Genomic DNA, 12,254 nt, shown 5'->3' on the forward strand with positions numbered 1-12,254 from the left:
CGGACCGGACGGTGGCGCGGTCAGCCGCGCAGCACCTGCTCCGCGGCCTTCACCGCGGCTTCGTTCTGCTTCTTCGCCTCGTCGAGGGCGAGTTGGTGCTCCTCGATCTGCCTGCCCTGGATCGCGGAGTCGGCCTCGAACCATATGTTCACCAGGTCGACGGACTTCTTGCAGTCAATATCCGCCAGTGCGACATTGACCGCCCGCTCGCTGTCGAGCGGCTGCCCCTTGTTCAGGTCGATGGCATCAAAAGGATGGGCGACTTCGTAGCCCTTTCCCTTCATGCAGGACGACCATTTCTTTGTGGCTTCCTGAACTTTCGGAGCATCCTGGGACTGCATCAGGCTCTCGTAGTTCAGGCGGCTCACGAGCGAGAAATCAAGTCCGGCGGATCCGACCTTGTTCTTGGCCCATCCCGTGCAACCGCCCTTGGGAATTTTCTTTCCCTCGTACGAATGCGGGGCCGGGGTGAAGCTGTCGCCCTTGCGGAGTCCGCCGCTCAGCACCATCTCCGCAGACTCGGTCAGGGCCGGCGATCGCGCTCCGGTTTCCGGGCCTTTTTCGTCGAGCCCGTATCCGTGCTTTTCCGCTACCTTGCGGTCGGTGATGCCGTAGCGCCGTTCCATGTTCGCGTCATTGGAGTTCGGCGGCGGCGTGTTACCGGCGGGCGGCGGTCGGAAATCGAAACCGAAATCCGCCATGCATTCGGACTGCAGGTTGCGTGTGGCCTGGTCGATGACCACGTTCTGCTCGTACGTCTGCATGTACTGTTCGAGCGGCAGGGTCAGTCCCTTGGCCAGCCCGCTCTCCGGGGTGGCCGGAGGCCACTTGGACCGGTCGACGTTCTTCAGGCTCTGGGCGGCGGCAGCCGCCGGGTCCGACTTCTGCTCGGCGGCGCAGCCCGCCGTGACCGTGCTGACCAGCACGGACACGGCGAGCAGCGTGCAGCGTCGGTTACGCGAAGTGCTGCGAAGCATTGTTGTTCTTGAGCGTGGAGTTCAGGTCGACGAGCTTGCCACCGGCGCAGTACTGGCTGCCGTTGGTGTGCGCGAAGTACTGCGAGCTGCCCTGGTAACCGGAGTTGTAGTAGACCCGGTAGGCGTCCCACGGGCCGCAGTTCTCGACCGAGGCCGCATTGTTCTTCACGGCCTGGCCCGTGCCGGCGGCGGTGTTGCCGACCACGTTCTTACCGAACACGAAGTTGTACGTCTGCGCGGTGGCACCGTTGGCCGACACGGTTTCGCCTGCGTAGTTGTACACGTTTCCGTAGAAGTGGGCCACGCCCGAGTAGTAGCCGTCGTTCGCGATCGAGTTGTAGTGCAGGTTCAGCTGGCCGCCCGCGTTCTCGATGGCGCAGACCTTGTAGCCGCAGTTGTTGTCCACCTTGTACGTGGCTGCATTCGCGGTCGGCGCGGTGCCGAGCAGGGCGGCGGCCGTGGCAGCAATGGTGGCGAGCGCAGCTCCGACGCGCTTGTTGAACATCTTCATTCCTACTCCTCAAGAAACAGAAAACCCATTGAGAGGAGTGGAGCGCAGGCTGTCAAGGCGTTCTTCCGTGCGTCGCAGATCCCCCCCGGGAAGTGCTCATCATTAGAACAGATTCACATCGCAACGAAACGGACAAGTGGTCACTTCTGCTTCATCACAGGTAGGTCACGTTCCGGTCGTGAGGAGAGCGAGCGGCGACCTGGCCGGGAGTTCACGACGCAATCTTGCCGAAAGGGGGAAACGCTGTGATCACGGTACCTAAGCGGACATCGCCCCGCTCCGTGCTGCCCTGTGGTGGCGGGCGGTCAGGCGGGAGCCGGACTCGCGGCGGGCCGCGCGGCGCAGGAGGGGGACGGCGAGCAGGAAACCGAGGACCGCCCAGGCGGTCAGTACCAGGGCGACCATGGGCAGCTCCCAGGAGCCCGCCGGCTCGGCGGCCCGTGCGGAGTCCGGCAGCAGCGCCGAACGCAGGCCCTGTGCCATCCACTTGAGTGGGAAGACCGAGGTGACCTGTTGGACCGGCACGGGCAGCGAGGTGATCGGGAACACCGCTCCGGAGGTGATCAGCAGCGCCATCGTGGGCAGCATGATCAACGCCAGTGCCTCGCGCGGGTTGGGCAGCACGGCGCCGATGGCCGCGCCCAGCGGCACGACGGCGAGCAGCCCGAGGGTGGTGACCCACAGCAGCGTCAGCCAGTCGCCCGGCCCGCGCGGCAGCGGCCCGTCCACCAGCAGCGCCGCGGCCGCCAGGAGCAGGGCCAGGGTGCCGGTCGCCATGACGACCACCAGCAGGCACTTGGCGATGAGGTAGGCCGGTATCCCGCCGGGTGTCGCGCGCAGTCGCAGCAGGGCGCCCTCCTCCCGTTCGGTCACGAGTATCTGCGGGAGGTTGATCAGCCCGATCTGGAACAGCAGGTAGGCGGCGAAGCCGGCGAGGACCAGGTGGGCCATCGGGGTGTGGGTGCCGGGCACGTCGTCGCTGATGTAGGCGGCGATCAGCAGTGCGACGACCACATTGCTCAGATGGCCGGACATCTCCTTGGGGTTGCGCAGGAGGTGCCGCAGTTCGATGCCGCCGCGGAGGAAACCGGCGCGCCAGTGGTGGCGGGTGGGGCGGCTCGGCTGCTTCGCCCCTCTGTCTGGCGCCGCGTCGCTGTTCCTCGTCTTCTCGGTCTTCTCCTTCTTCTCCGTCTGGCCGGCCGTGCTCGTCTCGTCGGTCACGTGCGTCCCCCTCATGCGGCGTGTGTCTGCCGGTCCGTGGCCTCGTCCGTACCGTCGGCCTCCCGGTGCACCATGTGCAGGTAGGTGTCCTCCAGCGTCGGGCGGCGGACCTCCAGGTCGGCGATCGGGCCGGTCGCGTTCCGGTGGAGCTCCCAGACCAGCCGTGAGGGGTCGTCGGTGCGTTCGCGACGGGGCGTCCCGTCGTCGGCCGTCCAGCGGACCTCGGCCTGGGCGGCGGCCCGGCGGGCCAGCTCCGACGGGGTGCCGCAGGCCCGGATCCGGCCGCCGACCAGCATCGCGATCCGGTCGGCGAGCCGCTCGGCCTCCATCAAGTCGTGTGTGGTGAGCAGGACGGTGACGCCCTCGTCGTGGGCCAGTCGTTCGACCAGGAGGTGGAACTCGCGCCGTGCCTCGGGGTCGAAGCCGGTGGTCGGCTCGTCCAGGAAGAGGAGTTCGGGGCGGCCGACGATGCCGAGCGCGACGTCCAGCCGTCGGCGCTGTCCCCCGGACAATCGGTTCACCTGCCGGTCGGCCTGGTCGGTGAGGCCGACCAGGGCCAGCAGTTCGGCCGGGTCACGCGGGTCGGGGTAGTACGTCGCGAAGTGCGTCAGCAGCTCGGCGACCCGCCAGCGGGGGTGGTCCCGCCAGGACTGCAGGACCAGGCCGATACGGCCGCGCCAGGCGTCGTCGCCCCGCTCCGGGTCCGCACCGAGGACCCGGACCTCGCCGGCGGAGCGCTGCCGGAAGCCCTCCAGGATCTCGACGGTGGTGGTCTTCCCGGCACCGTTGGGCCCGAGCAGGGCGAAGACCTCGCCGCGGTGGACGTCCAGGTCCATGTCGTGGAGGACACCGATGTCGCCGTACGCCATGGTCAGGCCGCGTGCCTGGATCACAGGTGGGACGGGGGCGTGCTCGACCTGCGTCATCGTGCTGCCTCCGAGTGGTGCTGTCGCCGTGGTGCCGCCTCGGCCGCCGTCGTGGGTCCGGCGCCCTCGACGATCGCCCGGAGTGCCGCCACATGCCCCTCGAAGGCGGTGCGGCCGCGGTCGGTCAGCCGTACCTTCGTGCGCCGCTTGCGGCCGCCACCCTCCTTGTGGATCTCCAGGTATCCGGCGTCTCCCAGGGTGTGGAGTTGTTTGGAGAGCGCCGAGTCGCTGAGCGAGAGGCTGTCGCGGACGAACGCGAACTCCGCCCACTCGGTGGTGGCGAGCAGCGCGACCACCGACAGCCGGGTGGCGGGATGGATCAGCTCGTCGAAGCCGGTGGGGATGCTCATCGGCCGGCCCCCACGCGGGGCGCCCGTTCGCCGCCGCCGCGCAGCGAGCCCGCCGCCCAGCGGTTCGTCGGCCCGATGAGGACGAGGAACACGGCCGCGGAGACCGTGGCCTGGACGAGACCGGCGATCACCGGCTCCAGTGGCTCGACCAGACGGCCGGACAGCACGACGGTCCCGCCGGTCACCACCGCGGCCCCGACGAACGCCGCGAGCATCCGCCGGTTGGAGCGGGAGCGGTGCAGTCGCATCCGGCTTCTGCGGCTGTGGAGCACGATCAGCGCACTCAGCAGCCCGACGTACGCGGCCAGGAGCAGCCAGACGCCCCACCGGGGCGGATCCAGGCCCAGCCCGGCCAGGAAGACCCACATGATCGCGGCCGTGGCGTAGTTCACGCCCGGGCGGCCGGACGTCGACCGCTCGAACTCGTCGTACACGCGCTCCTGCGGTACCCGGATGCGCTGCAGGTCTCTCCACGCCTGGTCGGCATCCACTGGCGTGCTCACGACTATCGCCTCCCCTGACGGACCTTACTTTCCTGCCGGGAAAGCTATCTTCGACTTTCCCCGTGGGCAAGTCAGGGAGGCGGGGCGCGCTACTCCTCGAAGTCGGCGACGGTGTCGAGACCGGCGTGCCGCAGGGTCCGGTGAACCGCCGGGCGGGCCCTGCGGACGGTGATGGCGGCCGGTTCCGGGGCCCGGGTGACCGCGCGCAGCAGCGCGTAGGCGCAGGCCAGGTCGATGTGGTGCAGGTCGCTCATCTCCAGCGTCCACGCGCCCGGTTCCCGCAGACGGTGGTCGAGGAGGAGTTCCTCCAGGACGCCCAGCGCGTGGGCGTCCAGGTCGCCGGAGAAGGCCAGCACGGCGTGCCGCCCGTCGGCCTCTGCGATCCTCACGGGTGCGGGCCGGCCGGGGGGATGAGGGTCGACGGTCACGACGGCCTCCTCAGCAGCGCATAGCGGGCGTACGTGGCTTCCATTGTCTCCCAGCGGCGTCGGACCGGGCGTACGGAACGGAAACCGGAGCAGATCACCGGAATAGATCCGCGTGCCGCGGCGCTCTGACATGAGCAGTGCATCAGTGCGGCGAAGGGCTGGTGGGCGCGTGATCGCAGGCGAGGTGAACCCGGTGGTCAGTACGCCGCACGGGGCCGTACGCGGCAGATACGAGCACGGCATCGCGGTGTTCCGGGGCATCCCGTACGCGGCGCCCCCCTTCGGCCCCCGCCGGTTCCGGCCGCCTGCGCCGCCCGAGCCCTGGGACGGCGTGCGCGACGCGGGGTCCTTCGGTCCCACGGCGCCGAAACCGCCGTACTCCGAGGCCTTCGCCCAGTACCTCTCCGACCCGGCGATCCCCGGCGACGACTGCCTCAACCTCAACGTCTGGACCCCGGAGCCGGGTCCTGGCGCCCGCCTGCCGGTCCTGGTGTGGCTGCACGGCGGCGCCCTCACCCGGGGCTCTTCGGCCGTACCCGTCTACGACGGCCACACCTTCGCCCGGGACGGCGTGGTCTGCGTGTCGATCAACTACAGGCTGGGGGTCGAGGGCTACGGACTGTTCCCGGACGTCCCCGCCAACGCCGGCCTGCGCGATCAGCTCGCCGCCCTGAAGTGGGTGCACGAGTCGATCGTGGCCTTCGGCGGCGACCCCGGCCGGGTCACCGTCGCCGGCCAGTCCGCCGGAGCCATCAGTACCGGCGCCCTCCTCGCCGCCCCGCAGGCCCAGGGGCTGTTCCGGCGGGCCGTGCTCCAGAGCGGCGCACCGGAGGCCGCCGACCGCGACAAGGTGCGGCGGATGGTCCGCCGCATGGCGAGCCGCCTCAAGATCCCCGCCACCGCCGAGGCCTTCGCCGCCGCCGACCGCGACCAGCTGCTCCGCGCCCAGGCCGAGGTGGGCAGGCTCAGCAGCCCCGTACTCGGCGGGCCCGCCTTCGGGATCGTCGTCGACGGGGACGTGGTCCCCCGCGACCCGCTGGAGGCGCTCGTCGAGGGCGGGGCGGCACCCGGCGTCGACCTGATGATGGGCTGGACCCGGGACGAGTACCGGCTGTGGCTGGTACCCGGCGGCCTCCTCGAACGCGTCGACCGGCTCGGCGCCGTCGCCCTGGCCGGGGCGCGCGCCCGCTGCCACTGCGGCACCGAGGTGGTACGGGGCTACCGCGCCGTACACGCCGGTGCCGCCGAGACCGTCGGCCAGCTGGTCACCGACCACCTGCTCCGCATCCCGATGCACCGCCTGGCCGACGCCCGGCCGGGATCGTCGTACGTCTACGAGTTCGCCTGGCCGTCCGGACTGCCCGACCTCGGCGCCTGCCACGCCCTGGAACTGGGCTTCGTCTTCGACTCCGGCGACAGGCCCGATTCGCGCCGGCTCGCGGGCGACGGGGCTCCGCGGGGGCTTGCCGACGCGATGCACGGGGCGTGGGTGCGGTTCGTTCAGTCCGGGGACCCCGGGTGGGAGTCGTGGGGCGACGCGCACCCCGTGCGGGTTTTCGGGGACGGCGCCCCGCACACGGCGCACGGGCCGCGCGACGCCCAGTTCGACCTGTGGAAGGCCGACGTCACCATGCGAGGAATGCGGTCCAGGCGGCTGGTTCGACGGTGATGTGGGGGGCGGCGGGGTCGTCGCCGGTCTTGGAGTCGCGGATGTGGATGGTGGTGGGTTCGTAGGCGACTTCGAGACACTGGCCGCCTTCGCTGCCGCTGTGGCTGGACTTGAACCACTCAAGTGCGTTTCCGCTGCTCATGCTTCTCCCAGAAGACGGTCCAACAGGCCCTTCGTGTCCTCTGTGTTGAGGGCCTGCGTCCGCAGCATCGCATATTTCTGGGTCAGGATCCCTACCCCGTCGGGATCGGCGATCAGCTGGCTGCCCCGCTGGGTCTCCATGTACGCAAGCCGCTGGTAGTCGGGGGTTTCCAAGAGCACGAAGGGGCCGTCGAGACCCGCGTGCGAGGTGCGGCCGAGCGGCAGGATCTGGAGGGTGACGCCGGGCACGTCCGCGCATTCGCGCAGCTGCCGCACCTGCTCAGCGAATACGTCCTCCCCGCCCAATCGGTCGCGTAACGCGGCCTCCCAGATGACGAAGCTGGTGGTGGGCGGAACCTTGCGCTGGAGGATCTCCTGGCGCTCCATGCGCCTTGTGACGAGTTGCTCGATCTCATCCACGTCGTAGACGGGCACACGACTGCGGAAGACCGCTCGCGCGTATGACTCGGTCTGGAGCTGGCCGGGAACAGCCAAGCTGTCGTACACGGAGATCGCGATCGCCTCCCGCTCCCGATCCAGATACTCCTCCGCCCACAACGGAACCAGATCCACCTCCGGCATCCTGCTCAACGCGACCGACAACGCCCCCTTCGTCTCCAGCAGATCGTCGAGCTGCTCGGCGAGATCCGGCTTCAGTGGGCGCCTGCCCTGTTCGATCGAGGCGATCTGCTGCTCGCCGATGACGAACCGTTCGCCCAGCGACCGCTGCGTGTGGCCGGCGGCCTGGCGGTAGAGGGCGAGCAGCGCCCCCACCATCTTCATCGCGGAGGCGTTCCTCCGTGTCGTCGTGCCCATGAGGTCGAACTCCCCACCCGCGCGCGTACGTTCACCCTCGCGCACCCGTACAGACCTGCTGTACGGCAGTGCGCACTGTCTCATCATGACCACGGAGCGTGACCCTCGTCACGTGAACAAGGAAACTCAACCCCTGTCCCCACGTGAACGCTTCTACCGCCGGGAACGCCGGTCGATCCCCGCCGCGAGGGCGTTCGCGCGCGAGGTGCTCGCCGAGTGGGGTGTGCGCGGGCGCGCGGACGACGTGGTGCTGTGCGTCAGCGAGCTGGCGACCAACGCCCTGCTGCACGGCGTTCCGCCCGGCCGGGGCTTCCTGCTGCGGCTGCTGTCGTGCGGTGACGTCGTCCGCGTCGAGGTGCACGACAGCGGGGACGGCGTACCGGCGGTGCCGCAGACGGACGTACGGGAGCCCGGAGAGGGCGGGCGCGGGCTGCTGCTCGTGTCGGAGCTGGCGGACAAGTGGGGCGTGGGGGAGCGGGACCCCGGCAAGGTCGTGTGGTGCGAGGTGGGTGTCGCGTAGCCGGTCGGCCCTACGATGAGCCCATGAAGCGACGTTCAGCCGGACGCTGGCTCGAAGTTGTCGGTATCGGTCACGGGGTCCTCGGGGCGGTGGCCTACCGCGACGTGTTCACCGACATGGCGCGCGGACAGCTCATCGACTCCGTCCCCGACCGGGGTGACCGGGCGGCCGCCTTCTGGTTCATGGTCGCCGCGCCCGCCCTGTGGATGGGCGGCCGGCTGCTGCGGTCGGCGGAGGAGCACGAGGACGTCCCGGCCCAGCGCGCCGCGGGCGTCGTACTCGCGGCCGTCGGTGTGACGGGCACCGTGGCGATGCCGAAGAGCGGTTTTCCCGCCCTGGTGGGGATCGGGGGCCTCCTGCTGCGCAGGTCGCTGCGCGGCTGAAGGGACCGTCACGCCGACGTCGGCGTCGACGCGATCGACGTGATCGTGTCCGGCCCCACCCGGCAGCACCCGCCGACCAGCCGGGCCCCGGCCGCCCGCCAGCCCCGTACCCGCCCGGCGGCGAACGAGGAACGCCCGCGCCACGCCCGGGCCTTCGCGTCCCAGGCCTCGCCGCTGTTGGGATAGGCGACGACGGGCTTGCCGGTGACCCGGGCGGCAGTGGCGACCGCGCCCGTCACGTCCTCGGGGGCGCAGCAGTTCACGCCCACCGCGATCACCTCGTCCACGTCCGCCGCCAGGGCGAAGGCCTCCTCCAGCGGCTGACCGGCGCGGGTGCGGTCGCCCGCCACGGTGTACGACAGCCAGGCCGGCACGCCGAGTCCGCGCACCGCCCGCAGCAGCGCCGCGGCCTCCTCGGTGTCGGGGACCGTCTCCAGCGCGAGGACGTCGGGCCGGGCGGCGGCCAGGACCTCGAGTCGCGGCCGGTGGAAGCGCTCCAGCTCCCCGGCGCCCAGCCCGTACCCGCCCCGGTACTCCGAGCCGTCCGCGAGCATCGCCCCGTAGGGGCCGGCCGACGCGGCCACCCACAGCGGGCGGGGTGCGCGCGCCCGGTGGGCGGCGTCGCGAGCCAGCCGCACGCTGAGTTCCAGTAGTCCGGCCGCGCGCTCTCGCCCGATGCCGCGCCGGGCGAAGCCCTCGAAGGTGGCCTGGTAGCTGGAGGTGATCGCCACGTCCGCGCCCGCCTCGAAGTAGGCGAGATGCGCCTCGGCGATCGCGCCGGGCTCCTCGGCGAGCAGCCGGGCCGACCACAGTTCGTCGCTCAGGTCGTACCCGGCCGACTCCAACTGGTTGGACAGCCCGCCGTCGAGCACGAGCGGGCGGCCGGAAGCGAGGGCGTCGGCGAAGTCGCTGGTCATGACACGAGGCTAGCCAGTCCGGCCGTGGCCCCGGAGATCTTGTCCCCCGTGCGAGCTACGGCGAGGTGTCCACCGTGAGGTGACGATCTCCGGCCGCCGGATCCGTAGCGTCCAGTGCAGTCCGCGGCACTCCGGCCACGGTCCCGATCAAGGAGATTCCCGTGCGGTTCGTCTGGCAGTTTCTCGCCGTCATGGTGATGTTCGCCCTCACCGGCGGTGCCGTCGGCGCGGTGAAGGACAACGACTGGCTGACGCTCGTCGTCGGACTCACGTCGGCCGCGCTCGCGCTCCTCGTGTACGCATGGGTGGTGCGGCGCACCGAGCACCGGGCGGCCCCGGACGTGGCCCGGGAAGGCGCCGTCGCCAAGACCGGCTGGGGGATGCTGATCGGTGTCGGGATGTTCGGGGCCGTGATCCTGAACCTCTTCACCGCCGGGTACTACGAGGTCGACGGCCTGGGCTCGGCGACCGGAGCGGTGGGTCTGGTCGGCTTCATGGCCGGGGCGGCCGTGGCGGAGGAAGTGGTGTACCGCGGGGTCCTGTTCAGGATCATCGAGGAGCACACCGGCACGTACATCGCGCTCGTGCTGACCGGCGTCGTGTTCGGCCTCTCCCACCTGCTCAACGAGAACGCGACGCTGTGGGGCGCGATCGCCATCGCCATCGAGGCCGGGTTCATGCTCGCCGCCGCCTACGCCGCCACCCGCACCCTGTGGCTCCCGATCGGCCTGCACTTCGGCTGGAACTTCGCCGCGGCCGGCATCTTCAGCACCGAGGTCTCCGGGAACGGTGCCAACCAGGGGCTGCTCGACACCGCGACGTCGGGGCCGAAGCTGCTCACCGGCGGTGAGTTCGGGCCGGAGGGCAGCGTCTACGCGGTCGGCTTCGGGGCGCTGCTGACGATCGTGTTCCTGTGGCTGGCCCACCGGCGCGGGAACATCAAGCCCCGCTCCCGGCGCGCCTCGCGTGTCAAGCCCGTCGCTACACTTCCCCGGTGATCGATCGTCGGCGGGTTCCGGAGCTGTGGCACCGGCTCGATGTCACGGTCCGGGACCTCCCGCTCGGCGTACTGCTCCTCGTCGCCTCGCTCATGCCGGCGTTCCGCGGCAACGGGACGGAGGTCGGCGGCCTGCCGACCCAGTCCGTCGACGCGCTGGGCGGAGTGGCCGCGGTGCTCCAGTGCCTTCCGCTCGCCCTGCGCCGGCGGTGGCCGGCCCTCTGCCTCGCCCTGGTGTCGCTCGGCTTCGCCGTCGACCAGCTCAACGGCTACCACCTGGTCGCGGGCACCGCGCTGCCCATCGCGCTGCTGAGCGCGGGGTCCTACCTGGAGCGGTGCCGGCGCGTCACCCTGCTCGTCGTGTCCGCCGCGTACGTGCCGCTGGCGGTCGCCCTCCACCGGCGCGGTCCGGGTGAACCGCCGGAAGAGTTCGTGACGTTCTACCTGGCGGTCGCCCTCGCGTGGGGTGTCGGCGCGTGGATGCGCTCCGCTCGGGCGGCGGAGGCCGAGCGCCGCGGCCGCGTCGCCGAGGACGCCCGCACCGCCGAACGCACCCGCATCGCCCGCGAGTTGCACGATGTCGTGACCCACCACGTGACGGCGATGGTCGTGCAGGCCGAGGCGGCGCGGTACCTGACCGCCGCGCCGGAGCGACTCGACCAGAGCCTGACCGCCGTCAGCGACACCGGCCGGCGGGCCATCACCGACCTGCGGCACCTGCTCGACCTGCTCAACCCGGACCACGGCACCGGCCACGGCACCGGCCACGGCACCGGCCACGGCACCGGCCACGGCACCGGCCACGGCACCGGCCACGGCACCGGCCACGGCACCGGCGACGGTGCCGAGGACAGGACCCCGCCCGTCGGCAGACTGCTCACGCTGGTCGAGCAGACCCGCCGGGCCGGTCAGTCGGTGGAGTTCACCGAGGAGGGCACGCCGGCGGCATCGACCGGCAGCGCCGACCTCGTGGCGTACCGGGTCGTGCAGGAGGCTCTGACGAACGCCCTCAAGTACGACCACGGCAGCCGGACCTCGGTCCTGGTGCGCCATGGCGAAAGGGAGATCACCGTGGAGGTCGGCACGGACGGGTCCGGATCGCGGGCCGCGTCGCCCGGCGGCAGCGGGCGGGGCCTGGCCGGGCTGCGCGAGCGGGTCCACGTCCTCGGCGGCGAGTTCAGCGCGGACCGCCGGGCGGGCGGCGGCTTCGTCGTCCGGGCCCGGATACCCGGGAGCGCGTCGTGAGCGCGCCGATCCGCGTCCTGATCTGCGACGACCAGATACTGATCCGCACCGGGCTGGCGACGATCATCGGCGCCCAGCCCGACCTGGAGGTGGCGGGCGAGTGCGGGGACGGGCGGGCGGCGGTCGACCTGGCCGCCCGACTGCGCCCGGACGTCGTGGTGATGGACGTACGCATGCCGGTGCTGGACGGCATCGAGGCCACCCGTCTGCTGGCCGGTGCCGGGGTGCCGCACCCCGTGAAGGTGCTCGTGGTGACGACGTTCAACCTGGACGAGTACGTCTACGAGGCCCTGCGCGCGGGAGCGAGCGGCTTCCTGCTCAAGGACGCGCCGCCGGACCGGCTGCTGCACGGCATCCGGACCGTGGCCATGGGTGCGGCACTGCTGGACCCGGAGGTGACGCGCCGGCTCGTGGGCCGGTACGCCGCCCGGATCCGGCCCGCCGAGGGGAGATCGCCGCGGCGCTGGTGATCAGCCACGAGACCGTCAAGACCTTCGTCTCCCGCATCCTCACGAAACTCGATCTCCGCGACCGGGTCCAGGCGGTCGTCTACGCCTACCGCCACGGCCTGGTGACCTGACGCACCGCGCGGGGCAACGGCGTCCGACCCGTTGACCTCTCCATGTCACGCCCTTACCTTTTCGACGTTC

The 12,254-nt window shown here is 71.1% G+C and carries 15 protein-coding genes and 1 pseudogene; 6 read left to right on the top strand and 10 right to left on the bottom strand.

The features are described 5' to 3' along the window. Positions 1-20: 20 nt before the first annotated feature. From ACIQ6R_RS33255 to ACIQ6R_RS33285, 7 genes are all read right to left on the bottom strand, one after another. A complete protein-coding gene (locus ACIQ6R_RS33255) occupies positions 21-932 on the bottom strand; it encodes a hypothetical protein (protein WP_404172151.1) in 912 nt (303 codons plus the stop codon). A 22-nt stretch (positions 933-954) separates the two neighbouring features. Then, on the bottom strand, positions 955-1,488 hold the full coding sequence (locus ACIQ6R_RS33260; protein ID WP_404172148.1) for a hypothetical protein: 534 nt from the start codon (positions 1,486-1,488) through the stop codon (positions 955-957). 258 nt (positions 1,489-1,746) lie between these two features. Further along, positions 1,747-2,559 (bottom strand): ABC transporter permease, encoded by an 813-nt coding sequence (locus ACIQ6R_RS33265; protein ID WP_404225670.1) that lies wholly within the window; start codon positions 2,557-2,559, stop codon positions 1,747-1,749. Positions 2,560-2,720: 161 nt separating this feature from the next. After that, a complete protein-coding gene (locus ACIQ6R_RS33270; RefSeq protein WP_404225459.1) occupies positions 2,721-3,635 on the bottom strand; it encodes an ABC transporter ATP-binding protein in 915 nt (304 codons plus the stop codon). Next, positions 3,632-3,985, bottom strand: coding sequence for a transcriptional regulator (locus ACIQ6R_RS33275; RefSeq protein ID WP_404225460.1), 354 nt, complete (start codon positions 3,983-3,985; stop codon positions 3,632-3,634). The genes ACIQ6R_RS33270 and ACIQ6R_RS33275 overlap by 4 nt, the downstream gene beginning before the upstream one ends. Next, positions 3,982-4,488, bottom strand: a complete 507-nt coding sequence (locus ACIQ6R_RS33280) for a hypothetical protein (RefSeq protein WP_404225462.1) — start codon at positions 4,486-4,488, stop codon at positions 3,982-3,984. Before ACIQ6R_RS33280 ends, ACIQ6R_RS33275 begins: the two co-directional genes overlap by 4 nt. An 89-nt stretch (positions 4,489-4,577) precedes the next feature. After that, positions 4,578-4,916 carry an STAS domain-containing protein gene (locus tag ACIQ6R_RS33285; protein ID WP_404225463.1) on the bottom strand — a complete coding sequence of 113 codons (339 nt, stop codon included), beginning with the start codon at positions 4,914-4,916 and terminating at the stop codon, positions 4,578-4,580. A 193-nt stretch (positions 4,917-5,109) separates the two neighbouring features. On the opposite strand from ACIQ6R_RS33285, the gene ACIQ6R_RS33290 reads away from it, so the two are divergent. Then, entirely contained in the window at positions 5,110-6,585 is a 1,476-nt protein-coding gene (locus ACIQ6R_RS33290; protein ID WP_404225672.1) for a carboxylesterase/lipase family protein, read from the top strand. Here the strand turns inward: ACIQ6R_RS33290 and ACIQ6R_RS33295 are convergent. Next, positions 6,542-6,727 carry a DUF397 domain-containing protein gene (locus ACIQ6R_RS33295; RefSeq protein ID WP_404172134.1) on the bottom strand — a complete coding sequence of 62 codons (186 nt, stop codon included), beginning with the start codon at positions 6,725-6,727 and terminating at the stop codon, positions 6,542-6,544. The genes ACIQ6R_RS33290 and ACIQ6R_RS33295 overlap by 44 nt on opposite strands. Continuing rightward, on the bottom strand, positions 6,724-7,542 hold the full coding sequence (locus ACIQ6R_RS33300) for a helix-turn-helix domain-containing protein (protein WP_404225465.1): 819 nt from the start codon (positions 7,540-7,542) through the stop codon (positions 6,724-6,726). The genes ACIQ6R_RS33295 and ACIQ6R_RS33300 overlap by 4 nt, the downstream gene beginning before the upstream one ends. 112 nt (positions 7,543-7,654) lie before the next feature. Between ACIQ6R_RS33300 and ACIQ6R_RS33305 the strand changes: the two genes are divergently transcribed. Then, a complete protein-coding gene (locus ACIQ6R_RS33305; protein ID WP_404172129.1) occupies positions 7,655-8,062 on the top strand; it encodes an ATP-binding protein in 408 nt (135 codons plus the stop codon). A 23-nt stretch (positions 8,063-8,085) separates the two neighbouring features. Beyond that, positions 8,086-8,445, top strand: a complete 360-nt coding sequence (locus tag ACIQ6R_RS33310) for a DUF6463 family protein (protein WP_404172126.1) — start codon at positions 8,086-8,088, stop codon at positions 8,443-8,445. 8 nt (positions 8,446-8,453) lie between these two features. On the opposite strand, the gene mmuM is transcribed toward ACIQ6R_RS33310, so the two are convergent. Continuing rightward, positions 8,454-9,362, bottom strand: a complete 909-nt coding sequence (gene mmuM / locus ACIQ6R_RS33315; protein WP_404172123.1) for a homocysteine S-methyltransferase — start codon at positions 9,360-9,362, stop codon at positions 8,454-8,456. 161 nt (positions 9,363-9,523) lie between these two features. On the opposite strand from mmuM, the gene ACIQ6R_RS33320 reads away from it, so the two are divergent. From ACIQ6R_RS33320 to ACIQ6R_RS33330, 3 genes and pseudogenes are all read left to right on the top strand, one after another. After that, the gene (locus ACIQ6R_RS33320; protein ID WP_404172120.1) at positions 9,524-10,360 is read left to right on the top strand and encodes a lysostaphin resistance A-like protein; all 837 of its coding nucleotides are present in this window, start codon (positions 9,524-9,526) and stop codon (positions 10,358-10,360) included. Further along, positions 10,357-11,604 carry a sensor histidine kinase gene (locus ACIQ6R_RS33325; protein WP_404225467.1) on the top strand — a complete coding sequence of 416 codons (1,248 nt, stop codon included), beginning with the start codon at positions 10,357-10,359 and terminating at the stop codon, positions 11,602-11,604. Before ACIQ6R_RS33320 ends, ACIQ6R_RS33325 begins: the two co-directional genes overlap by 4 nt. After that, positions 11,601-12,184 (top strand): annotated as a pseudogene (locus tag ACIQ6R_RS33330) (response regulator). Before ACIQ6R_RS33325 ends, ACIQ6R_RS33330 begins: the two are co-directional and overlap by 4 nt. Positions 12,185-12,254: the final 70 nt, after the last annotated feature.

Source organism: Streptomyces sp. NPDC096048, from assembly GCF_044763415.1.
Taxonomy (GTDB): Bacteria; Actinomycetota; Actinomycetes; order Streptomycetales; family Streptomycetaceae; genus Streptomyces.